At 60.1% G+C, this 21,841-nt stretch carries 20 protein-coding genes; 8 read left to right on the top strand and 12 right to left on the bottom strand.

What is annotated here, in order from left to right; translation table 11 throughout:
• Position 1: 1 nt before the first annotated feature.
• From ppc to NW807_RS10340, 3 genes are all read right to left on the bottom strand, one after another.
• A complete protein-coding gene (ppc, locus tag NW807_RS10350; protein ID WP_414426049.1) occupies positions 2–2,938 on the bottom strand; it encodes a phosphoenolpyruvate carboxylase in 2,937 nt (978 codons plus the stop codon).
• A gap of 132 nt (positions 2,939–3,070) precedes the next feature.
• Complete coding sequence (locus tag NW807_RS10345) at positions 3,071–3,328, bottom strand: DUF3146 family protein (protein ID WP_414395189.1); 258 nt, start codon at positions 3,326–3,328, stop codon at positions 3,071–3,073.
• Between the two features lie 151 nt (positions 3,329–3,479).
• Positions 3,480–4,460, bottom strand: coding sequence for an AAA family ATPase (locus NW807_RS10340; RefSeq protein ID WP_414395190.1), 981 nt, complete (start codon positions 4,458–4,460; stop codon positions 3,480–3,482).
• Positions 4,461–4,585: 125 nt separating this feature from the next.
• Here NW807_RS10340 and NW807_RS10335 point away from each other — a divergent pair, with 125 nt between their 5' ends.
• Positions 4,586–5,026: an RrF2 family transcriptional regulator gene (locus NW807_RS10335; protein WP_414426061.1), complete on the top strand. Its 441-nt coding sequence runs from the start codon at positions 4,586–4,588 to the stop codon at positions 5,024–5,026.
• 95 nt (positions 5,027–5,121) lie between these two features.
• Positions 5,122–6,036 (top strand): S1 RNA-binding domain-containing protein, encoded by a 915-nt coding sequence (locus NW807_RS10330; RefSeq protein ID WP_414426048.1) that lies wholly within the window; start codon positions 5,122–5,124, stop codon positions 6,034–6,036.
• A 245-nt stretch (positions 6,037–6,281) separates the two neighbouring features.
• Here the strand turns inward: NW807_RS10330 and NW807_RS10325 are convergent, their stop codons facing one another.
• Complete coding sequence (locus NW807_RS10325) at positions 6,282–6,917, bottom strand: exopolysaccharide biosynthesis protein (RefSeq protein WP_414426047.1); 636 nt, start codon at positions 6,915–6,917, stop codon at positions 6,282–6,284.
• Positions 6,918–7,102: 185 nt separating this feature from the next.
• Between NW807_RS10325 and NW807_RS10320 the strand changes: the two genes are divergently transcribed.
• The 3 genes from NW807_RS10320 to NW807_RS10310 all read left to right on the top strand — a co-directional run bounded on the left by NW807_RS10320 (position 7,103) and on the right by NW807_RS10310 (position 11,232).
• Positions 7,103–7,435 carry a hypothetical protein gene (locus tag NW807_RS10320; protein ID WP_414405747.1) on the top strand — a complete coding sequence of 111 codons (333 nt, stop codon included), beginning with the start codon at positions 7,103–7,105 and terminating at the stop codon, positions 7,433–7,435.
• A gap of 1,287 nt (positions 7,436–8,722) precedes the next feature.
• The gene (locus NW807_RS10315; protein ID WP_414426046.1) at positions 8,723–10,300 is read left to right on the top strand and encodes an ArnT family glycosyltransferase; all 1,578 of its coding nucleotides are present in this window, start codon (positions 8,723–8,725) and stop codon (positions 10,298–10,300) included.
• Between the two features lie 35 nt (positions 10,301–10,335).
• Complete coding sequence (locus NW807_RS10310) at positions 10,336–11,232, top strand: putative CRISPR-associated protein (protein WP_414426045.1); 897 nt, start codon at positions 10,336–10,338, stop codon at positions 11,230–11,232.
• Here NW807_RS10310 and NW807_RS10305 read toward each other — a convergent pair.
• The 4 genes from NW807_RS10305 to NW807_RS10290 all read right to left on the bottom strand — a co-directional run bounded on the left by NW807_RS10305 (position 11,229) and on the right by NW807_RS10290 (position 14,879).
• Positions 11,229–12,707, bottom strand: a complete 1,479-nt coding sequence (locus NW807_RS10305; protein WP_414426044.1) for a hypothetical protein — start codon at positions 12,705–12,707, stop codon at positions 11,229–11,231. The genes NW807_RS10310 and NW807_RS10305 overlap by 4 nt on opposite strands.
• A 73-nt stretch (positions 12,708–12,780) precedes the next feature.
• Positions 12,781–13,476 (bottom strand): alpha/beta hydrolase, encoded by a 696-nt coding sequence (locus NW807_RS10300; RefSeq protein ID WP_414426043.1) that lies wholly within the window; start codon positions 13,474–13,476, stop codon positions 12,781–12,783.
• Positions 13,477–13,507: 31 nt separating this feature from the next.
• Positions 13,508–14,521: an oxygen-dependent coproporphyrinogen oxidase gene (gene hemF, locus NW807_RS10295; protein ID WP_414426042.1), complete on the bottom strand. Its 1,014-nt coding sequence runs from the start codon at positions 14,519–14,521 to the stop codon at positions 13,508–13,510.
• 115 nt (positions 14,522–14,636) lie between these two features.
• Positions 14,637–14,879 (bottom strand): Ycf34 family protein, encoded by a 243-nt coding sequence (locus NW807_RS10290; protein ID WP_414395204.1) that lies wholly within the window; start codon positions 14,877–14,879, stop codon positions 14,637–14,639.
• 223 nt (positions 14,880–15,102) lie between these two features.
• On the opposite strand from NW807_RS10290, the gene NW807_RS10285 reads away from it, so the two are divergent.
• The 3 genes from NW807_RS10285 (at position 15,103) to NW807_RS10275 (ending at position 18,388) form a co-directional block, all read left to right on the top strand.
• Positions 15,103–15,399: a hypothetical protein gene (locus tag NW807_RS10285; RefSeq protein ID WP_414426041.1), complete on the top strand. Its 297-nt coding sequence runs from the start codon at positions 15,103–15,105 to the stop codon at positions 15,397–15,399.
• 396 nt (positions 15,400–15,795) lie between these two features.
• Positions 15,796–17,079: an MDR family MFS transporter gene (locus tag NW807_RS10280; RefSeq protein WP_414426040.1), complete on the top strand. Its 1,284-nt coding sequence runs from the start codon at positions 15,796–15,798 to the stop codon at positions 17,077–17,079.
• 52 nt (positions 17,080–17,131) lie between these two features.
• Positions 17,132–18,388, top strand: a complete 1,257-nt coding sequence (locus NW807_RS10275; RefSeq protein WP_414426039.1) for an NAD(P)/FAD-dependent oxidoreductase — start codon at positions 17,132–17,134, stop codon at positions 18,386–18,388.
• Here NW807_RS10275 and proC read toward each other — a convergent pair.
• From proC to speB, 4 genes are all read right to left on the bottom strand, one after another.
• A complete protein-coding gene (gene proC, locus NW807_RS10270) occupies positions 18,332–19,135 on the bottom strand; it encodes a pyrroline-5-carboxylate reductase (RefSeq protein WP_414411525.1) in 804 nt (267 codons plus the stop codon). The two genes, NW807_RS10275 and proC, sit on opposite strands and share 57 nt — an antisense overlap.
• 5 nt (positions 19,136–19,140) lie before the next feature.
• Complete coding sequence (locus NW807_RS10265; protein ID WP_414426060.1) at positions 19,141–19,716, bottom strand: cell division protein SepF; 576 nt, start codon at positions 19,714–19,716, stop codon at positions 19,141–19,143.
• 346 nt (positions 19,717–20,062) lie between these two features.
• Entirely contained in the window at positions 20,063–20,770 is a 708-nt protein-coding gene (locus tag NW807_RS10260; RefSeq protein ID WP_414426038.1) for a YggS family pyridoxal phosphate-dependent enzyme, read from the bottom strand.
• A gap of 54 nt (positions 20,771–20,824) precedes the next feature.
• A complete protein-coding gene (gene speB, locus NW807_RS10255; protein WP_414405758.1) occupies positions 20,825–21,730 on the bottom strand; it encodes an agmatinase in 906 nt (301 codons plus the stop codon).
• Positions 21,731–21,841: the final 111 nt, after the last annotated feature.

The following is a 21,841-nucleotide window of genomic DNA, read 5'->3' as shown; positions in this document are numbered from 1 at the left end:
TTTAGCCGGTATTGCGCATGCCAGCGGCAATGCCATTGATGGTGAGAAGGGCTCCGCGCAGCAGCTCAGCGCGGCTGTGCTGGCTGGGGTGAAGGGGGGGTCTTTGCTTGCCGCGCAGGCGCTTGAGCAGCGAGATCTGAATAAAGCCCAGGGGCACAATGGAGCGGTTGCGCAACTGGATTGAGCGTCTTAGGTAGGGGTCACTTTCCAACAGCTCCCTATGGCCGGTAATTTTTAAAACCATCTCGCGGGTGCGGTGCATTTCCTGGGCAATGAGCTCAAACAGCTCCATTGCCCGCGGCAAACGCTCGGGGGAGCTCATTTCCTGGACATAGTGGCGGGCAATCTGCAAATCCGCTTTAGCCAGAGTCATCTCCACCTTGGAGATCACCATGCGGAAGAAGGGCCACTCGCGGTAGAGGTGTTGCAGGTGGGTGAGATGGTGCTCGCCTTGGGCGGCGTATTCCTGGAGGGCAGTGCCCACTCCGTACCAGGCTGGCAGGAGAAAGCGGCTTTGCGTCCAGCTAAATACCCAAGGGATGGCCCGCAGGGATCGGATATCCTTCGAGCCATTGCTACGGCGGGCTGGGCGAGAGCTAATCTGCAGTTGGCTAATCTCTTCGATAGGAGTGACCTCGTGGAAAAACTCCTCAAAGCCCTCCTGCTCGTAGACCAGGTTGCGGTACACCTGCCGCGAGCGCTCCGCTAGGGACTCCATCAGGCGCGACCACTCGTGCAGGTCATTGGGGTAAGTGCGCAGCAGGCTGGCCTGAATGACAGCGCTAGTAACCGTCTCTAGGTTGAAAAGGGCCAGATCCTGGAGGGAATACTTAGAAGCCAGCACCTCTCCCTGTTCGGTAATCTTGATGCGGCCCCCCACGCTGCGCCCAGGCTGGGCCAAGATGGCCTCGTAAGCCGGCCCGCCGCCGCGACCCACCGAGCCACCCCGCCCATGGAAGATCTGCAACTTTACCCCACACGCCTCGGCCACCGCCTGGAGCCGCTGCTGGGCCTTGTAGATCTCCCAGTTGCTGCTCAAAAAGCCGGCATCCTTGTTGCTATCGGAGTAGCCCAGCATCACCTCCTGTAAATTCTCCTGCTGGGCCAGGTACTGGCGATAGAAGGGGATCTCCAGCAACTGCCGCAAGATCTCCGGCGCCCGCCGCAGGTCTTCCACCGTCTCAAACAGCGGCACTACCGCTAGAGACCCGCGCCCGCTGATGGGATCATAAAGGCCCACCTCCTTGGCCAGCAGTAAAACTTCTAGCAGATCGCTCAGCTGGCGGCTCATGCTGATGATGTAGGTCTGGCAGATGTCTCGACCAAACTCCTGCTGCAGGCGGCGCAGGGTACGCAAGGTGGCAATCAGCTCCGCCGTTTTCTCAGAAAAAGGAGCCTCCAGCGGAATCAGGGGCCGCCGAGTTTGCAGCTCCTGCAGGAGAAAAGCCGTTTTTTCCTCCTCCGTCATCTGGCTATAAGGCCGCGGCAAGATGCGCAAGTACTCGAAGATCTCCGTGAGCGCGGCCTCGTGGTAGCTGCTGTCTTGGCGGATATCTAGGTGAGCCAGGTGAAAGCCAAAGACCTGCACCTGTTCGATGAGGTAGTCCAACTGGCGGCAGGCAAGGCCGCTGTTTTTCAAGCTTCTTTGGATGAGTTGCAAGTCGGCCAAAAACTCCTCGGCGCTGGCGTAAGCGTTGCCCAAGGAAGGAGGAGCGGGCAGACAGGCGGAATCAGCCAAGTTGCGGTTGCGCTCCCGCGTCAACTCTAGCCGCCGCAGGATGTAGCTGAGCTTCAGTCGGTAGGGCTCCTGGCGGTATTGCAAGGAAAAGGTCTCGTAGACCTCAGGCATGAGGCGGCGATCCTGCTCGAGGGCGTCCAGCAGTTGGCTGTCCACATCTCCCCAGTGCAAAGAGACGCTTAGGGTTTTGGTGAGCGCTTTCACCGACTCAATGTATTTGCCCAAAATGAGGTTGCGCTGGTAGCGGGCTGTTTGCCAGGTTACGTCGGCAGTCACTGAAGGGTTGCCGTCGCGATCCCCGCCCACCCAGGAGCCGAAGTTGCAAAATCCTGCAGGGGGCGGCTCGACGGTGGGAAAGGACTTTTTCAGGCTGCGCCTGAGGCGCTCGTGCAGTAGAGGGATAGCCTGAAACAGTACCTCTTCAAAATAGTGCAGGGTGTAATCGACTTCGTTGAGCACCGTCGGCTTGGTCTGGTGCAACTCGTCGGTGTGCCACCAGAGCAAAACTTCCTCTGCCAGCTGTTCTCTCAACATCTGAGCTTGCAGAGGGTCGAACTGCTCTGCCCAGTCCAGTTGGCTGAGCAGACGGGAGAAGACCCGTTGTTTTTCGCGGATGGTGTGGCGGACAATCTCAGTGGGGTGGGCGGTAAACACCAAGCGGATGTGCAGCCGCTCCAGCAGGCGGCGCAGCAAGCCAGGCGGCACTCCCTGAGCCCGCAGGTAGGGGAAGAGCCGTTCAAATTTTTCGTTTTCCCGTACGGTGCGCTGTTGGCTGTCCACCATGCGCATATCCGACTCTTCTGCCCGCTCGTAATTTTGTTCAACAATGTTGATGAGCTGAAAGAACAAGGCAAAGGCGCGCGCTGCTTGAATGGCTTCCTCAAGGCTAAGGTTCTCAACAATTTGGAAGACTTCTGGGATTGGATATTCTAGAGTCTGCCCTTCAGGAGAACACAGGGAACGCAGCCGCCGCAGCAGATCCACCAACGGCTGCCCACACTCCCGCAGGATTACCGATTCCCAAAGTTCTTCAACCAGTTGCAGGCGCTGGTTCAACAAGGTGTTCCGGCGATCGAGCACCTCGTCCCTAGGGAGGGCCCGGTCCAAGGAATCCCGTTGCGCCAGGAGAGAGGCCTCCTTCAGGCCGTTAGCAGAACCACTGGCCTGCTCTGCAGCCGTTAGGTGGGAGGAAGAGGTCATGAAGGCAGCTCCTAGAACGACCATCCCAATATTAGAACCTGTCCGCCGGCAGCACAGAGGTAGCCGACATGACGAGGAAAGGGAGGTCTGCTCAGCGCCAGCCTCTCCCGCTTGAGGATTCCAAATGGCTATTTAGAGGCGGCTACGAATAACAAATGAGTAGTTGCTGCCGGGCTCTAGCAGGTAATCCGATTTCTCCAAAAAACGGCTCAAGGGATCGCAAATCAGGGCTCGCCCCACTGAGGGCTCCACCCTAAGCCCTCCACCTCGAAAGCGCCAGCAAAAGTGCCAAACCCAGCCGTTAGCGCTGACTTCCCCTTCAATGGCACCCTCCTGCCAGGAGCGGCGGGTAATCTGCACATGGGCAGTGGTCTGAGGTAGCTGGCTCATCCTGAAGCCGTGAGAATCTATCCCCTATTCTCCATTACCGGAAAAGCGGCGCAAAGGCCCCCTAGCTCTGCCAGCCCCCATTTAGCCAGCCCCTGGGCCAGAGAAGCGCAAGCCTCAGGCAGGGCAACCCCCTCGACTGTCTTCTGGAATATCAAACCGGGGGCTCGACCGTGGCCACAATGTCGCGGATGATGGCTTCGGCTTCCTGCCGGCGGTTACTTGCCATCTCTCCCCCTCCAGCTAGGGAAACACGATGGGCCAGCACCGGCACGAACAAGGCCTGTAGATCCTCGGGCAGGCAGAAGCCGCGTCCCTTTACGAGGGCCCTGGCTCGCGCTGCCCTTGCCAAAGCCAACGCCCCTCGAGTGGAGACCCCAGCCCGCAGCAGCTTGGAGGTGCGTGTAGCCTGGACTACCTGGAGAAGGTAGTCGGCCAGGGATCCCTCCAAGTACACCTGATCCACCGCCGCCTGAATCTCCCGTAACTCGGCCAGCGAAAGCACGGGCTGCAGAGCCTCCACGGGATCCGCCTGTTGCCGATGCAACAGGAGGGATCGCTCAACTTCAGGGCTGGGGTAGCCAATCGACAGCCGCACCAAGAACCGATCCAACTGGCTTTCTGGCAGGGGATAGGTGCCGTGGTACTCCAAAGGGTTTTGGGTGGCTAGCACGATGAAGGGGCGGGGCAGCGGGTAGGTGCGGTCGTCCAGCGAAACCTGCTTTTCCGCCATCGCCTCTAGCAGGGCGCTCTGGGTGCGGGGCGAGGTGCGGTTAATCTCGTCGGCTAGGATGACATGGGCAAAAATAGGGCCGGGGCGAAACTCAAACTCCCCTTTTTCCTTGTTGAAAAGAGTGAGGCCAAGAATGTCAGTCGGCAAGAGGTCGCTGGTAAATTGAATTCGCTGAAACTTGGCCCCCAAACTGCGGGCTATGGCCCGCGCCAACGTGGTCTTGCCCACTCCCGGCACATCCTCTAGCAGGACATGACCTTCTGCCACCAGGGCTGTCACCACCGCCTGCACCACCTGCGACTTGCCCTGGAATACCGATTCGACGTTGGCCATCAGCCTGCCGATCTGCTGCTGCAAAGTTTGCAGTCGCTCCGCCGGCATCCGGGTGCCCGCACCCACCATAGATCGATCCAAAGAGGCCTATTCCACCATACAAGCCCAATCCCAGCCCAGAGCAGGATCCCACAAAACCCCGGCGGAAAACCGGAATATCATAGATCTCATCCCTACAGCTAAGGATGGGTATTTTGGAGCTGTCCTGCAAAAGCGAGTACGCGCTCCTGGCGCTGCTGGAATTGGCCCAGCACTACAACGACGGCCGGGTGTTGCAGATTAGGGAGATTGCAGCCCATCAGTCCATTCCCGACCGCTACCTGGAGCAACTGTTGGCCACCTTGCGCCGGCAGGGGCTGGTGCACAGCCAGCGGGGGGCCAAAGGGGGTTATTTTCTGGCTCGACCGCCCTGGCAGATTTCCCTATTAGACGTCATTCAGGCCATCGAGGGCGAGGAGCTGAGCCGCTCCCGCACCTTGCCCAGCAGCGATCTCACTCCAGAGCGCCAGGTGCTTCTGCAGGCTTGGCAAGAGGCCCAAGCAGCGGCAGTGGACATTCTCCAAAAGACAACCTTGCAAGATCTCTGTGACCGGCAGGCCCAAGGGCAACAGGCCAGGCTGATGTACTACATCTAAGCTGCAGCAAAAGTCAAGGCAGACAGGAAGGGCTGGGATCCTGACTTCGTTTTGGGTTATCCTGGAGCGCACTGCTTCACATTGCTACCCTGGCCATGAGCTTGCACTCCCCTCGCCCGCCCGCTGCCGAGATCTTTTCCGCAGAAGACTTTGCCCAGGCTCTAGCGGCCCAAAGCCTTGACTTCCGACCGGGCCAGGTGATCCGAGGTCGCATCTTCCAGCACCAGAGCGACGGCGTTTTGGTGGATATTGGCGCCAAGTCGCCAGCCTTTTTGCCTTTCAAAGAAGCTGGGGTCGGCTCAGAGGAAGACTTAAGCCAGGTGTTTCCCCTCAAAAGCGAAGCCGAGTTTCTCATCTTGCGAGAAGACGCAGAAGGGCAGATCCTGCTCTCGGTGCGGCGGCTGCGGCTAAAGCGGCTCTGGGAGGAGCTGGCCGAAAAGCAAGCCAGAGGCGAGGTGGTCACAGCGCCGGTGATTGGCATCAACAAGGGCGGGGTGGTGGTGGATGTGCAGGGCCTGCGCGGCTTCATTCCCCGCTCCCATCTCCTCCAGCGGGAAGCTCTGGAGGAGCTAGTGGGCCAATTCCTCACTGCCAGTTTGCTGGAGGTCAACCCCGCAGCCAACAAGCTGGTGCTCTCCCAGCGAGTGGCCCGACAAGTGGAGAGCTTGGGGAGCTATACCACCGGCCAAGTGGTGCGGGGCAAGGTCAGCGCCCTCAAGCCCTTTGGCATTTTTGTGGAGCTGGAGGAAGGGGCCAGCGGGCTGTTGCCCATCAAGCAGGTTAGCCAACGCTTTGTCGCCTCCCTCTCCGACTTGTTCCAGCCAGGGCAGCCCATCAAAGCCGTGGTCATCGATGTGGATGAGGCCAAGGGGCGGGTCGCCCTCTCCTTGAGAGTGTTGGAGAAGTACCCTGGCGAGGTGTTGGAGCAACTGCCTCTTGTTCTTGAGGAAGCTGAAAAACGAGCCGGCAAACTCAAGGGGAGAATCACGTCCGAGGGCGAGGTCATTTAACCCATGCCGCCTGCCGAGGGGCTCCAAGCCGAGCTTTTTGGATCCCTCAATCTCGCCCCATTGCTACAGAAGCAGTGCTGGGGGCTGCGGCAATGTCACGCCGCCAGAGGTAGGGGTGTTGAACACCTCAGCCAGGATCTCCCGCTAGCGGCGCGGAGCTCTAGATTGCAGCAAGGTGTAGGCGATACAGCTTGTCAGTGAAGCTGGGATCCCCAACTCCCTCTGGGAGAGAGGCTGGTAGGGCGCTATCTTCGCAGCCAATCCACCAAGGTCGTTCCCCCCAGCCCCAAGCCTACCAAAATGGAAGTGGTCAGCAGCCCCGCTGCCACACAGATCAGGGATCCCAAGCTGCAGAGGATCCCATCTTCTTCCAGGAGGCCAAAGGCGGTGACGAAGACCCCCATTGCCGGCAGGGTGTTGGTGCCGGGCACGGGAATGATCATGGAAATGCCCATCAAAACCATCCAGGTGCCTAGCCAGACCTGGCCCAGGCGACTGGTGCAGACGAGGTTCCAGCGGGGGCGGGCAACTTGTTCAAGGCGCAGCAGCCAAGGGATCCCGACCTGCACCCATTTTTGAAATTGCTTCCGTTCAATGGATGTCTGCAGCACCCATGGCGGCAGCCAGGGAGTGGCTCGCCCTGCCAGCATTTGTAGGGCCAGCAGCAGAATAACCACGCCAAAGGGAGTGGAATAGCCAGGAGCGGGCAGAGGCAAAGCCGAGGGAAAAGACAGCACTGCCAAAAACAAGCCAAAGCTGCGCTCGCGCGCCAGTTGGAGAATCTCTTCAATGCGGATCGCCTCTGGTGGGGATCCCTCGGGCTGCTCCGAGCTGTTGGCAAGGCCGGCTAAGCGGGCTAGCTCTTGGGATAGACGTGCCATAGCGGGAAAGGTTGACCAAGGCCTAGCCTACTGCAAATTCTGAGTCTGTTGGATATCCTGAGGCTTGAGGAAGAAGGTGGTCTTGGAGGGGTGAAATGAGCGGCCAGGGGCTTGGTAGGTGGTTGGACAGGGAGGTGGTCAGCCGCAGCCTTGCCCAGAGACCAAGGTGTTGGCCAGCACAGGGGATGGCTGGGCTGGTGTTGCTGCTGGGATCCCTACTGCTGGGGAAAAGTGGCGCAACCTTTGCCGAAACCCCACTGTCAGTGGGCACCTCCACTACCTTGCCTCCCCGAGCAGAGCCGACCTTACCCCCTCCGCCCCAGGGAGTTCGGCAAATCTCTGAAAAAACCAATCCAGAGGAGACTGCTGACATGCCCCTTTCCCTGCTGGCAGAGCAGGTGCTGGAGGCAGTGTGCGAAGCACAAATTGATGCCGAACGAGCCTTGGCCCTCATGCCTGACCTGAGCAAGTCCCATATCCGCGCCGCCTGTCCGAAGCGGCTGATTCCCAAAAGCTGAAAAGGAAAATCGCTGGTCTTCGACTCCTTCACCTCTTGCTGGATGCTGCTGGGGGCGCTTAGGGAGCTCTGTTTTGGAGTTGCGCTCCCTCCGAGCGATCTAGTTGCTTTGCAAGTCAAGCTGCACTGACTGGGCTGGCTAATTGACCCGTGTCTATCGTCCTAGCCAGCCATTACAAGTCCTGGAGCGCCCAGCTTACCTGCAGGGGGATCCTCTCCTCCCTGGCTTTGTCCTGGATCTCAGTCTAATTTGGGCATAAAAAACCAAACTCCGCTCTCAAAAATTGTGGAAAACGGTCAGGTATCACGGCAGCAAGCAATAATGAGGGCAAAGCCTAGGATCCCGACGGAGGTAAGCCTATGGGGATGAGGTGTGTGGAGCAGACCCCCAGCAAGCGTGTTTATCTAAGGGGGCTTGGAGTTTTGTCGGTTAGGGCTATCTTTGCTCTCTTTTTGGTGCTGTATCTTTGTTCCCTGACTTGGCGTTTTCTGGGAGATCGCAGCTTCACTTGCTATCGCCTTGATCAGGATATGGTCAACTGCAAAGTGGTCTTCCAGCCACTACTCTTACCAAAATGGGTCAGGTCTTATTATAACGTAAGAGGGGCCAGAACCAAAACTGAAGTTCAAATAGACTTTGAGGAAGACAAGAGAACCTATTACTACGTCACTCTCATAACTTCTGCAGGAGAAAAGGAAGCCTGGTTAACCGCCAGCGAGAGCGAAGCCCGACAACTGGCAACAAAGATCCAATCGTTTCGGGTGAGTGCAGAGAGTCAGCTATTGGTGGACGGCAATACTCTCAACTTAGGAAGTTTGTCTGTACTTCTGATTGTGCTTTTTCTCCCAGGAATGTTATTTCTGTTAGGTCTATTGCGAACAGTTGCGCCACTGAGATGCCGGCTGACCTTTGACCGCTCCCTAGACCAGATCTCGGAGGAGTACCTCACTCCCTTTGGGATAAGGAGGAGGAAAACTTACTCCTTCGGAGACGTGCAGCAAGTTGTGGTTCAGAGCACAACAGACTCTGATGGCGATACCTTTTTTCGGTGGAGGTGCAGTTGCAATCAGGAGAACCTTTGTTGTACCTGAGTTTTGGTACTGATGATAGCAAGGCAAGGGCGGAAGCAGAACAATTGGGCCAGCTTTTGAGGTGTCCAGTAAGGTTGCCAGAGACAACGCCTTAGGCCTAGACTAGACCCCCCTTGGTTTTTGGGGAAAGTGGGGGAGGCAAGATTTGCCGAAGCTGAGACAATGGCATCTGTCCACGCGCTCAAAGCGATCCCCTGTGCTGCCGCGGGCTGTTCTGTGGATTCTGGGGTTGAGCCTGCTTTTGCGCTGTCTGGTCGCAGCTCTGCTGCCACCGGGCTTTGACGAAGCCTACTACTACCTCTATACCCGCCATCCGGACTGGAGCTATTTTGACCATCCGCCCCTGGTGGCCTGGACGACGGGTTTGGGGCCTGTTTTGACAGGTCAGGTGTCGGCTTTTTCCATCCGACTGGGATCCCTATTGGCCTACACCGGCTCTTCTCTGTTGCTTTACCTCACTGGAGCACGGCTCTTTTCGGTGCAGGCGGGGCTGATTAGCCTGGCAACCATTAGCATCGCACCCATTTTCTGGATTGGGTTTGGGGTGCTAACCCTGCCGGACAGCCCGCTGACGTTGTTTACGGCGGCAACGCTGTGGGTGGCTGCCCAGGAGTTTTTTCCGGCTCCCAAACCGGGGGTCTACGGGTCGGCTCGCTACCGTCCAGGGCCGCGGCTGGCGCTAATGGGCCTTTTGGTGGGGCTGGCCTCTCTGGGCAAATACCACGGCCTGGCGTTGGGGTTTGGCCTGGTGCTCTTTTGCCTGCTCAGCCCGGCCCACCGCTGTGCCTTTAGATCCGGCTGGGCGCTTTTGGCGGCGCTGGGGTTCTTGGCAGTCTTTAGCCCAGTGTTGCTCTGGAACGCCCAGCAGGATTGGATCTCCTTTCGCTTCCAAGGGGGGCGAGCGGTGCCGGAGACGGGCTACCGCCTGCAGGATCTGGGGCGGACGATGCTGGAGGAGATCTTCTATCTTTTCCCAACCTTGGGGATCCCTTTGCTGGGGCTGAGCTTGGCAGAGGGCGGGCGGCTGGGGCTAGCTCTCTTCCAGAGAAGACGCCTCGCGGATCAGGAGCTGAGGCACCTTTTAATCCTGGCCTGTGGGCTGCCGCTAGTGCTGGCTTTTACCTTGATGGGGGGCTACCGGCCCATCCTCCCCACCTGGCCCATGCCGGGGTTTTGGGTGCTGAGCTTGCTCTTGGGATCCCGCTGGGAAGGATGGCCAGGAGCAAAGCGGCTCTTGGCGGGGACGGCGGTGGCGGTGGGCCTGTTGGTGGGGGTGGGGCTAGCCCATGTGCGCTACGGGCTGCTGCAGGCGCCCGGCGGCTTGGGCCTGTGGCCAGTGGAACGGGATCCCTCCACCCAACTCATTGAAATTGAGCAGTTGCGCCGCCAGTTTCAGACGGATCCCCGCCTGACTCAGGCCCTGGAGGCAGTAGACTTCATCTTCACCAATACCTACTTCCTGAGCGGGCAGATCGGCATGGCCTTGGCACCGCTGACGGAGAAGCCCCTCACCTGCCTAGATGAAGATCCGCGGGGCTTTGCCTTTTGGTCTCAGCCGGAAGACTGGCTGGGAAAAGACGGACTGCTAGTCACCTCCACGCTGTTCCAGCCAAAAGCAGGGATCCCAGCCACCTACGGCAACTATTTTGAACACATTGAACCGGTGGCCGAGATCCCTCTGCGGCGGGCGGGTGCAGTGGCGCAGACCTTTCAGGTGTACCTGGCTCGGCAAATGCGCCAGCCCTATCCCCGTCCCTACTCCCGCCGGCGCTAAGAGCTATAGCTTTGGGCTTCATTTGCGGGGAACTCATGCAGACCATCATCATGACCGTGGGCACCTCTTTGCTCACCAACCCGGACAAAAACCTACAGCCGCCGCGGCCGTGGCTAGGGCAAAAGACCATTGGGGATCCAGAACGGGCCTTAGCCTGGATGAGAAAGACCGACCTGGAACTGATCAGCGCCGAAACCAACACCTACTACCGGCTGGACCCCACCCCCCAGGATGCCTTGATTTTGCTTTACTCAGAAACTCCTGAAGGCCAAGAGTGTGCCCAGATTTTGAAGCTCTTTTTTGAGGAAGCCCTGGGCCAACAAGGGGTTTCCCTCTTGCCTCTCCCCGGCATCAACTACGAGCTGGAGGAATCCTCCCTAGAGCGGATGGCCGAGCTGCTGAAACAGTTGGCGGAGAGCGCTAAAGGGCTCGTCACCTTCGCCGCCACTGGGGGGTTCAAAGCCCAGGCCATGGTTATGGCCGTGGTGGGCAGCCAACTGGGGATCCCGGTCTGCTACATCCACGAGCAATACAAGTCTTTGGTGTATCTGCCCCATCTGCAACCGCAAGTCCAGCCTCGGATCCCGCGGGCGAGCTTGCCAGATTCTGGCCGCAATCGCGCCGAGGTCATCCAATTGCGAAGCGAGAGTAGCCACCACCGTCCTCGCAGTTGGGTCAAGGTGGAAAAGCTCCTGCGCGACCTTCCCTGGGTGGATTTGGTTCGCTACGACCCAAACGCCTACGCTGCCCCCAAAAACGGCGTCAAAGCCGCCAACCGCAAAACTGAAGATGGCCGCCACATTCTGTGGATCCATCTGCACGAGAGCCAGGACACCCATCTTGCCGTTCGGGTAGAGACCACCGGCTATACTCCCGAGCATCTAGAGCAGGCCGCTGCCGAGCTGCGGGAGCGCCTCGGTCGCCTCATTTAGCTTTTGCTCAACTGCTGGGCCACGAGTTGCACGATGGCCTGGGCCGCACCCGGTCTGCCCCCCAGCTGTTGCAATTCCCTCTGCATCTGCTGGCGTCGTTCGGGATCGGCCAACAGGGCCCGCACCTGTTCGGCTACCTGGGCTGGTCGCAAATGGCCTCGCAGCTCCGGCACCACCTCCCGTCCTGCCCAGATATTTGGCCAAGCCAGGTAACCCAACCACCGCAGGGCAATTGTGTTGATGAGGCGGGCTATCCAAGTGCCCAGGCCAGGCAAGCGGGCCAACAGGCCAGGGATCCCGTCCCAGGCGCGCATCGCCTCCAGCTTGTTGGTGGGGATCGCCACCACCATGGGCACCCCCAGATAGGCCAGTTCAGCGGTGTTGGCTCCAACTGTAGTCAGGCAGAGGTCGCAATTGGCTAGCACAGAATAGGCGGGGAAACGAGTCCACAGTTGTACCGTGGTGCCAAAGGGAGTGACGAAGTGGGATCCCAGGTTGGTTTGCTCCAGGGTGGCGGAGGTGCCGTAGATGACGGCCATATCGGGGTTGAGCCTGGGATGGGCGTAAGCCGCCAGCGACTGAGGGGTCTGGCCAGGAGCCACTGGGATCACGAAGCGGACGTTGGGCAACAACTGGCGCAGCTCATCGGCCACTGCCAGCACCAGCGGCACTCCCAGGGAGAGCTTGGCTGGCTTGGAGCCGGGGAGCAGCCCCACCTGGTAGTGGGTGCGGTTGCGGTCGCCAAGACGTTGCCAGCCACGCGGCAGCAAGGCTTCGTCGGCAGGGGGGGGTTCCACCCTTTCCGGTGCCGTTTGCCCCGATTCCGGCTCCTCGATGGGATCGGGGAGGGGCTGGAGGAGGGTGGAAAAGCCTGCCGTCGCTTCAGGAGCAGCGCTAGAAGCCGGCGGGGGGAGAAAGCGGCTGCTGAGCCAGCCGGGAAGAGGTATCCCCGGCAAGGAGACAGCACTGGCCACTCCATCGGCCATCAGATCCCCGACTACCTGCATCTTGGCAGCCCAGCGGTGGCCCAAGAGGCCTCCCCCGTCGTAGCGGCGTTTGATCTCCTCCGTCCGCACCGCAAAAACGTCTACCCAGGGTCGCCAGCGGGGCCGACGCTCCGCATACACCACCAGGCGGTAGCGCAGACGGCGGGCAATCCAGACCGCAAAAAACTGATCCCCTCCTAGAAACAGCACCACCCCCCGCTTGGCCCAGTCCCAGGCTTCTTCGGTCTGACCTGTGAGCAGAAAAGCTAGAAAAAAATCGGGATCCTGAACCCGATCGACCTGGATAAATTCCTCTGCTATCTTCACCTCTTGCCCAGAGGCGTGCGGACAAGGAGAGAGCACCAGGGAAAGACGCGCCTGGGGCAGTTGCTGGCGCAACTCTAGGACAACTGGCCGCACCCAGGTGAGCAGCTCGCCGGGGCCGTTGGAGAGGATGAGGATGTCGTAGGGAGGCTGGCCGCCGTTCACTGAGAGCCTCAGGGGGCAGAAACTTTGCCGCTATTGTAGGGGATCCCAACGGCTCCCAGCCCTTGCCCAGGGTTCAACTCCAAGGAGGGCCACCGTTTTTGTCCAGCTGACTTTGCAACCACCCTTGGATATCCCGCAAACTTTCTGGGGAAACCTCGTGGCCCATTTCGTACTCCCGATAGGTCAAGCGCAGGGGCAGCAAGGCAAAGTAGTCGCGGATCTGGCGGCCAAAAGCCACAGGCAAAACGGTATCGGCGGTGCCGTGAACCACGAGGACGCTCAAGTGTTGCATCCGGGCTGGCTCCACCGCCTCGGCTAGGATCTCCGGTGAAAGGCGACCGCTTATGGCCACTACGCCAGCCAGCTTCTCCGGCCGGGTTAGAGCCAGATATAGGCTCATGATCGCCCCCTGGCTAAACCCCAGCAAATAGACCCGGGCCGGATCCAGAGAAATGTCGGCCATCCCCTGGGGCAGAACCTGCTCCAGAAAGTGGCTGACCAGCTCCCGGCTGCGGCGGGCTTGCTCGGGATCCCCCACCAGCCCTTCCGGCGTCCAGGCCATTTCAAACCAGGCAAAGCCGCCCGCCCCCCAGGGAAGCGGCGCCCTTAGGCTAATCACCGCTAGGCGGGGATCCAAGTAAGGGGCCAACTGGAGGAGATCCCCCTCATGGCTGCCGATCCCGTGCAGCATCACCAACACAGGAGCAGATCCCGGCCCGGCCTGGCGGGGCGGTTGAAAGCGGTAGACAAGGGGCAGAGGGGAAGACAACGCGATCCTCAAAAATTGAGACCAGTACCGCCTAGGCCCAATCCCGAGGCTGGCGCAGCACTTCGTAGAGCTTGGCTTCCCAGCTATCGGGCGGCGGCTCGTAGCCGTATTCCCAGCGCACCAATGGCGGCAACGACATCAGGATCGACTCGGCACGACCTTGGGTCTGGAGACCAAAGACCGTGCCCCGGTCGTAGACGAGGTTAAACTCCACATAGCGCCCGCGCCGGTAGAGTTGGAACTGTCGCTCCCGTTCCCCCCATTCCATCCCCTGCCGCCGCTCCACAATCGGCACATAGGCAGGCAAGAACGCCTCGGCACAGGCTTGCACCAGCTCAAAGAGATGCTCCCAACTGCGGGATCCCACCCGCGCCTGGAGTGGCAGCGGCTCAGCCACAAGCTGTTCGGGATCCGCCTCTGCCTCACCCTCAGGGCGGTAGAGCAGCCCAGGCCGGTCGTCTTGATAGTCAAAGAAAATGCCGCCAACGCCGCGGGCCTCGCCCCGATGGGGCAAGAAGAAGTAGCGGTCGCACCAGATCTTGAAAGTTGGGTAGTAGACCGGATCCAGACGGTCGCAGGCCGCTTTGGCGGTGCGGTGAAAATGAGCCGCATCCTCCTCAAACAAGTAGTAGGGGGTGAGATCCATGCCGCCGCCAAACCACCAAACCGGCCCCGCCTCGAAATAGCGGTAGTTGAGGTGAACCGTCGGCACATAGGGGTTGCGGGGATGCAACACCATGGAGGTACCGGTGGCGTAAAAGGGATGCCCCGCTGCCTCGGGGCGATGTTTCAAAATCGAAGGGGGCAGCTGGGAGCCAAATACCTCGGAAAAATTGACCCCTCCTTGCTCGAACACGCCTCCTTGCTGGATGACCCGCGAGCGACCGCCCCCCCCTCCAGGGCGTTCCCAGCTGTCTTCCCGAAACTTGGCTTTGCCATCCAGAGCTTCCAGACGAGCACAGATCTCGTCCTGGAGATGCCGCATAAACTGGCTTACCCGTTGACGAGCATCCGTTGGTGGTGCTGTCGGGCTTGCGGTTAGCATCGTAGTCTTCCCAATCTCTCGAAATAAACGAACTAAGGCTTTTGCCTGCAGCAGACCTGAGTCTCAAGCCCCCAGGCGCGGAGAACCCTTTTGGCATCTAGGCCATCTCTAGATTTTAAGTGGGAACGACCTCGTGGGGGCGAAGCCTTGCCCACTTGTTCCGCTCCTCGCGAAAGCTCTGGCAGGCCACCACGTCCCACTCCATCTCAGTGCCGCCGTTGCGGATGTTGACGTTGATCTGGGGCCCTTGCGGCTCAAAATCTGGCGTCAGGGTGAGGTGGGGCTGTTGGTGCTGCGCTTCCACGGCGTGATAGGTGGTGCAGCGGTCCACGTAGTAGCAGTGAATACAAATGCACATGGCTGCTGACTACCAGAAAGCGTCTGCGATCTCGACGATAGCATCCTGTCTTCGGAGAGACGAAGGATCCGGCTTGCTCAGCCGATTCTTGAGACATTTCTTAGGAAAGAGATGTGTCTCCCCTTCTCTCGTCTAAAATCTCAAGATACTCATATCCACCCGTGAGGCTAAGGCTTGGTTCCCGGTCAGGATCAAGCCAGCCAGGCTATCCCGAGGAATTGCCATGAACACCCACACCCGCTACCGCTTTATCTGTACCCTCTCCTTTGGGGATATCTACGGCCAGATCGTTGTTTGGCTAATCGTGATTTTTGCTGGCCTGGGCGCCGCCCTCTCTCTGATGAATAGCCCTCTCTACGCCTTCCTCACCATCGCGTTGATCTTGGTCATCTCCCTGCCTTTTCTGCTCTTTGCCTTCGTGACAACATTGCTCAACCACATCGAGTTTGTGGCTGTTCCTCCTGAGGAAGAAGAGGAAGAGCGCGCTGTGGCAGCCAAGTCGCCAGTGGCTGTCAGGTAACAGCCAGTTGGATCCTCTCCTGCTGGCCCACGGATGCTAGGGGTTGGCAAGCCGCCTTGCTGGCCGGCGGGTCTTGGTTCTCAATGCTTGTTTAATTTTTGCTACAGTTTGTTGCAGCCAGCCCTCCAAGCCCTGGCCCCCAAGGTCTGTCTCGGTGCCGATGGGTGGGCCGACCAAAAGAAAAGGCGAGCCGGCGGGGTTTAGGTCGAGAGAGGGCTGCCAGCCAGTTTGGGAAAGCAGGTGTTTGGTGGTGATGAAGGCGATGGGAAATGACTTGGCCCAGCTCGACTACTGGGTGTACCGGCTGGCGCGGCTGCTCCTGCCTGCTGCACTGGATTCTGGCGTCAGCGACTGGGATCCCCTAGGCTAGGTAACCTGTCTCCCGTTGCCTCCCCTATGCGGATCCCTTACTGGTGGCCACAGCTCGGTTTTCAGGTCTGGCTGATCTTTATCGGTCGGCTGATTTCCCAAACCGGAACCGGTTTTACTCTGTTCTACACTACCCTCTTTTTCGTCAATCAGGTAGGGCTGACGGCCACTCAGGTAGGTTTGGGTCTGGGCATGATGGCCTTTGCTGGCGTGTTTGGCCGCCTCCTCGGGGGATCCATGGCAGACGGAGCTTGGGGCCGCCGCTCCACTTTGATCCTCTCGCTGGCCATTTCCGCTCTGGGCTCCTTTGGCTTTGCCCTTTCCCATGGCTTCTGGAGCTTTGCCCTGGCCAACCTGGCGGCAGGGTTCGGGCAGGGCCTCTATTGGCCGCCGGTGGAGGCAGTGGTAGCGGATCTAACCACGCGCGAGCAGCGCAACGAAGCCTATGCCCTAAACCGCCTGGGGGATAACTTGGGCCTGAGCCTTGGCGCCGCCATGGCCAGCGTCCTGGTAGCTCTGACGAAGAACTACCGCCTCCTGTTTGTTATCGACGGCCTCACGTACTTGGCCTTTCTAGCCCTACTCTGGCTTTGCGTTCAGGAAACTCGAGTAGCTCAGCCGGCGGCAGAGCCTCTGTTGGCAGGCTGGAAAGTTGCCCTGCGGGATCGCCCCCTATGGGTGTTTGCCCTGGCCAACATTTTCTTCACCACCTACATTGCCCAACTCAGCAGCAGCTTGCCCCTTTACTTGCGCAAGGGAGCTGGGATCCCTGAGGTGCAGATTGGCCCGTTGTTTGCCCTGCACGGAGCCATCGTTGCCCTGCTGCAGATACCGGTGGCCCGCTGGCTGAACCGCCTCACCCGCATCCAGGGTTTACAGGGATCCGCCCTGATGTGGGGCCTGGGATTTGGGTTGGTTTGGCTCAGCGGCCCAGCAGCACAGTTGGGAGCGATGCCGGCTATAGGGATGGCGGCCTTGGCCTTGGCGGTGCTCTCCTTGGCCTTGGCGAGCTACAACCCCTCAGCTTCGGCGCTGGTGGCAGATTTGGCCCCAGAGCATCTGCGGGGGGTTTATCTATCGATCAACTCCCTCTGCTGGGCAGCAGGCTTTGCCGTTGGGCCGCTCATTGGGGGAGTGGCTCTGGATCTGCCACCTCCTTGGGCGGGTGGGCTGTGGCTCTTTTGGGTGGCCAGCGTCGGCCTGGTTTGGGGCATCCTTAGCTTTTTGGACAGCATCCTACCCCGCAGAGTCAATGCGGCAACGGTCTTTCCGCCAAAAGCGGCTGTTCCCCTGCACAACGCAGAGCCCTGAGGCTGGATCCCGGTCGGTTTGTTAAGCTGATGTTACCTTCAACCCTCGAAGCATGCGTCGCATTTGCATCCTTGGGGGCGGCTTTGGCGGGCTGTATACAGCCCTGGAGCTCATCCGCCGGCCTTGGCCGGAGCCGCCGCAGATTACCCTGGTGGATCGTCAGGAGCGCTTTGTTTTTGCTCCTTTGCTCTACGAGTTGCTCACCGGCGAGATGGAGGAGTGGGAGGTGGCCCCCCGTTTCCAGGATCTGCTGCCGGAAGGGGTAGCGTTTCGCCGCGGCGCGGTGCAGTCGGTTGACCTCCAAGAGCACCGCGTCTTCCTGGCAGAGGGGCAGACCTTGGAGTACGACGCCCTGGTGCTGGCGCTGGGAGGGGAAACTCCCCTGCAGGGCGTGCCGGGAGCAGCGGAGTTTGCCTTTCCCTTCCGCACCCTAGCCGATGCCCAACGGCTGCGGGCCCACTTGCAGGCCCTAGAAGCGCGGGATCCGGCTCAGGCCATTTACCTAGCTATTGTGGGGGCAGGGGCCAGCGGCGTAGAGCTAGCCTGCAAATTGGCTGACCGGCTGGGATCGCGCGGCCAGATCCGTCTTATTGAGGTGGGATCCCAGATTTTGCCGGGGTTTGCTCCCTCAAGCCGGAAGGCAGCCCAGGCGGCGCTGGCCCAACGGCGGGTGCAGGTGGAGCTGCAGACCAAGGTACTTGGGATCGAGGCTACGGGAGAAAACGGCGCTCCTCCCTTTCGTCTGCAGCGGCAGCGCCTGGCAACTCAGGAGATGGCTGTTGACTTGGTCGATGCTGTGCTTTGGACAGTCGGCACCCAACCAGCGGCGGCCATTGCTAACTTGGATTTGCCCAAAAACGAGCGGGGCCGCCTGCAGGTTCTGCCCACTCTCCAAACGCCCACCTTTCCCGAAGTATTTGCCCTGGGCGACGGAGCAGCGGTGGTGGATGCCACAGGACAGCCCGTACCTGCAACTGCCCAGGCAGCTTTCCAAGAAGCGGGCTACTGCGCTTGGAACCTGTGGGCTCTGCTCACCCAGGAGCGGCCGCTGCTGCCGTTTCGCTACTTTTCGCTGGGGGAGATGCTCAGCCTAGGGGCGGATACGGCAGTAGTCTCGGCCTTGGGCGGCCTTACCCTAACCGGCCCCCTGGGCTACCTAGCGCGGCGAGTTGCCTACCTCTTCCGCCTGCCCACTCTAGAGCACCAGCTCAGGGTGGGGTGGAGCTGGATGACCCGCCCGCTGTGGCAGGCGCTAGGATCCCTGGAGCTGACGGGAGCGCTCGTAGGCCGCCCGCACCGCCTGCATTAGGGCCCCTCGCACCCCTGCCTGTTCCAGGACTTGGAGGCCGGCAATGGTGGTGCCGCCGGGGCTAGTGACCTGGTCTTTGAGCAGGGCGGGGTGCAGCTGCTCCTGCTGCAGGAGGGCAGCAGTGCCTGCCAGGGTCTGCACCGCCAGTTGGGTGGCGATGGGGCGCGGTAGGCCCACTCCTACGCCGCCGTCGATGAGCGCTTCCAGGATCACTGCCAAATACCCTGGCCCCGATCCTGACAGGGCGGTTACCGCATCCATCTGGCTCTCCGGCACCGTCACCACCTGGCCTACAGCCCGAAACAACCTTTCCACCAGATCCCTTTGCTGAGGCGTCACCCCTGGCCCGTAGCAGATAGCCGTGATCCCTGCCCCCACCAGTGCCGGTGTGTTGGGCATGGTGCGCACCACCTTTTGCCGGGGAAAAGCCTGCTGCAACTGCTGCAAAGGGATCCCGGCCATAATAGAAATGACCAACTCTGTGGCCGCCGGCTGCCCTATCTCTGCCACTACCTGCGGAAAGACCTGGGGCTTGACGGCCAAAAATAAAATCTCGGCCTCCCCCGCCTCCGAGGGATCGGCCAATAGACGAATGCCAAGCTCTTGCTGGAGAGCGGTGGCCCTGTCCTTATCGACCTCCCGCAGCGCCATCTGCTTTGGAGAATAAACCCCTGCCGCCACCCAGCGGCGCAGCAGGGCAGATCCCATAGCTCCGCCCCCAATGACACTCAGCAGCGGTTGCTCCATCGCAGCTACTGCTGGCCTACCGCCTGCAGGTGCTCATAGCCGCTGGGCCAGAGAGGGGTAGGGCCTTGCAAAGGGCGCTGCAGCGGCTGCATAACTTGGCTACTGGGGGTGGAGATGGTGACGGTGCTGGGGGTGAATAAAAAAATATTCTCCCCAATACGCTCCTGATGGCCGTCAATGGCGTAGGTGCCGCCGGCAACAAAGTCCACCGAACGCTGCGCCTCGGCGGGATCCATCAGGCTTAAGTTCATGATCACCGTTTTGCGCTCGCGCAGGTATTGGATAACCTGGGCCATTTCATCAAAGCTGCGCGGCTCCAGCACCACTACTTCATTGGTCGGCTGGCTGACGCCAGGCAATCCAATCACCTTGCTCCCCATACCACCCCCTCCTGAGCGCTCCCGAGGAGGCTGACTGCGCCGATGGCCACGCGACTCTTCCCGATGGACAGGCCCTTCGCCAGCTTCTACTGAGCGCTGCCGCCGTCCCCGCCAGGGGTGCTCTACCTCCTCCTCACTAGAGGTGGCCGATGCAGAACGGTGTCTTTCGTAGAGAAGTTGGTAGTCGTCCTGCCCCTCCATCTCCGATTCAGAGTACTCCTCCAGGTTATCCGCGGGATCATTTAAGCCCACAAAGTCCTTTACCCTGCTCCAGATTCCACTGACATTCATCCCTTGCATCCTCACTACCTACCCTACATCTACAGCAAGCTCGGCGTTTAGACCCGCGATCTTGGGCAGAGGCCCAAGCTAGGAAACGTCCTTCATATTCTCTTTCAAGAGACTGAGGAGGCCTTTGGGCAAGAAGCTGCCAACGCCAGCCAAGTAACGCAGGCCTCCCCCTCCAAAGAGCCCTGCAGAGCAATCCTGGAGGGGCACAGCTTCAGAAAAATTTAATCACAACTCAAGAGCTTCATAAAGTTTGCATCTACCGACGCTCGGCATTGGCAAACAGAGCGCGTCCCAGGCGAATCAAGTTGGAGCCTGCCGCCACTGCCAGCAGGTAGTCGTCAGACATCCCCATCGAGAGGGTGCGTAGCTGCAGGCGCTCGTAGCCGCTTTGCCGAATGGACTCAGCAAGCTCAGCTAGTTTACGAAACAGTTCCAAGGCGGCCTCTGAGCTAAGGCCGAGCGGCAGAATGGTCATCAGGCCCACAATTTCCACCTGCAGCAGCTGGTTGAGCTGAGGCAGGCTCTGCAGCAGGTCGGGGACAAGCCAGCCGAATTTGTTGGGATCCGGTGCCAATTTCACTTGCAGGCAAAGCTTGGGGGTGAGGTGGAGCTCCCCCGCTTTTTGGTCAATCAGCTTGGCCAGGCGCAGGCTGTCGACGCTGTCAATCCAGGCAAATTGCTTGAGGGCTGGCTTTACTTTATTGGTCTGGAGGTGTCCAATCAGGTGCCAGACAATGTCGGTCAAATCCTGCAGCTGCGCCTGTTTGACGGCTGCCTCTTGCACCCGACTCTCCCCAAAGTGGCGGATTCCAGCTCGATAGGCGGCGCGGATGTGGTTGACGCTGTAGCCCTTGCTCACCGCCATGATCTCCACCTGCTCTGGGATCTGGGCTCGGACAGCCTGAATGCGGCTGTGGATGAGCTCCTCGTCAACTAGGGGCAGCGGCAAAGAAGGCGAGGACATGGCTGGGGGCATCTAGGAAGCTGGCAACACCGAGAGTCCAGTCTTTAGGGGAGCTTAACCCAAAGCGGCGGCTAGGATCTGATAGGCCAGCTTGGCGACGGTAAAAGCGCTGCGGCGATCGGTTTCCCGCTCCCCGGTAACGGCCAGCTCCACCACGTCGGCGCCAACAATCTGCCGCTGCTGCCCCAGCGCTCGGATCAGCTCCACGGTTTCCCACCAGCTCAGCCCACCGGGCTCAGGGGTGCCGGTGGCCGGCACGACCGCGGGATCGAGGCCGTCTACATCCACCGTCAGGTAAACCTGGGCTCCCAGCGTGGCAATCACCTCCGGGATCCACTCCTGAGCTGGCTTGCTGTGCAAGCTGTGGGCAAAGAAGGTGTGCAGGCGGTACTTGCGGATGGCCTGGCGGTCTTCGGCGCAGATAGAGCGGATCCCCACCTGGGTAAGGCGGCTGCCCACTTGCTCGACTACCCGGGCCATGGCCGAGGCGTGGGAGTAGCGGGATCCCTCGTAGCTATCTCTAAGGTCGCAGTGGGCGTCGATCTGCAGCACATGCAGCTCGGGGTAATGCACCAAGTGGGCGGCAATTAGGGGGCCAGTGATGGAGTGCTCGCCGCCAATGGAGAGCAAAAACCGCCCTGGCCTAACCCACTCGGCAGCGCGGCGCTGAATTTCGGCCATGGCCAGCTCGTGGGTATCCAGCCCCTCGAACTCTACCGGCGGCGCCGTCCAGTAGCGGGAGATCTCTTCGCGGCAGTCGGGGCGGAGGGCCGGCTGGCAGTCCCTCACCTCGTCGTAGATCTCCACGTAGGCCGAAGCCTCCAGGAGCGCTTGGGGGCCCTTGGCGGTGCCTTTTCCGTAGGAGGTGGTGGCCTCGTAGGGGACAGGCAAGAGAATGGCGTGGGCTACCTCTGGATCCGACTCGGTCAGGCCCAGAAAAGGCAGGGGGGAGCGATACATAGCAAAAGTACAAGAAGGGATTCCTATTGTATTGAAGGGAAAGATCCCTTGTGAGATGGAGGCAAAACCCCTACACTGGTATTGCCGCGGCTAAACAGCGGCCCCTTGGCT

The organism is Synechococcus sp. R70.1, from assembly GCF_047461675.1.
Lineage (GTDB): Bacteria > Cyanobacteriota > Cyanobacteriia > Thermostichales > Thermostichaceae > Thermostichus.
The sequence above is the reverse complement of the archived record's forward strand: the minus strand, read 5'-3'. Positions and strand labels throughout refer to the sequence as shown.

Coding starts and splice junctions, on each gene's coding strand:
- NW807_RS10310 (WP_414426045.1), top strand. CDS start 10,336: ATGCAGACCATCATCATGACCGTGGGCACCTCTTTGCTCACCAACCCG.
- NW807_RS10325 (WP_414426047.1), bottom strand. CDS start 6,917: ATGGCACGTCTATCCCAAGAGCTAGCCCGCTTAGCCGGCCTTGCCAAC.
- NW807_RS10260 (WP_414426038.1), bottom strand. CDS start 20,770: ATGTCCTCGCCTTCTTTGCCGCTGCCCCTAGTTGACGAGGAGCTCATC.
- NW807_RS10345 (WP_414395189.1), bottom strand. CDS start 3,328: ATGAGCCAGCTACCTCAGACCACTGCCCATGTGCAGATTACCCGCCGC.
- NW807_RS10330 (WP_414426048.1), top strand. CDS start 5,122: ATGAGCTTGCACTCCCCTCGCCCGCCCGCTGCCGAGATCTTTTCCGCA.
- ppc (WP_414426049.1), bottom strand. CDS start 2,938: ATGACCTCTTCCTCCCACCTAACGGCTGCAGAGCAGGCCAGTGGTTCT.
- NW807_RS10285 (WP_414426041.1), top strand. CDS start 15,103: ATGAACACCCACACCCGCTACCGCTTTATCTGTACCCTCTCCTTTGGG.
- NW807_RS10280 (WP_414426040.1), top strand. CDS start 15,796: ATGCGGATCCCTTACTGGTGGCCACAGCTCGGTTTTCAGGTCTGGCTG.
- hemF (WP_414426042.1), bottom strand. CDS start 14,521: ATGCTAACCGCAAGCCCGACAGCACCACCAACGGATGCTCGTCAACGG.
- NW807_RS10290 (WP_414395204.1), bottom strand. CDS start 14,879: ATGTGCATTTGTATTCACTGCTACTACGTGGACCGCTGCACCACCTAT.
- NW807_RS10320 (WP_414405747.1), top strand. CDS start 7,103: ATGGCTGGGCTGGTGTTGCTGCTGGGATCCCTACTGCTGGGGAAAAGT.
- NW807_RS10275 (WP_414426039.1), top strand. CDS start 17,132: ATGCGTCGCATTTGCATCCTTGGGGGCGGCTTTGGCGGGCTGTATACA.
- NW807_RS10340 (WP_414395190.1), bottom strand. CDS start 4,460: ATGGTGGGTGCGGGCACCCGGATGCCGGCGGAGCGACTGCAAACTTTG.
- proC (WP_414411525.1), bottom strand. CDS start 19,135: ATGGAGCAACCGCTGCTGAGTGTCATTGGGGGCGGAGCTATGGGATCT.
- speB (WP_414405758.1), bottom strand. CDS start 21,730: ATGTATCGCTCCCCCCTGCCTTTTCTGGGCCTGACCGAGTCGGATCCA.
- NW807_RS10265 (WP_414426060.1), bottom strand. CDS start 19,716: ATGGAGGGGCAGGACGACTACCAACTTCTCTACGAAAGACACCGTTCT.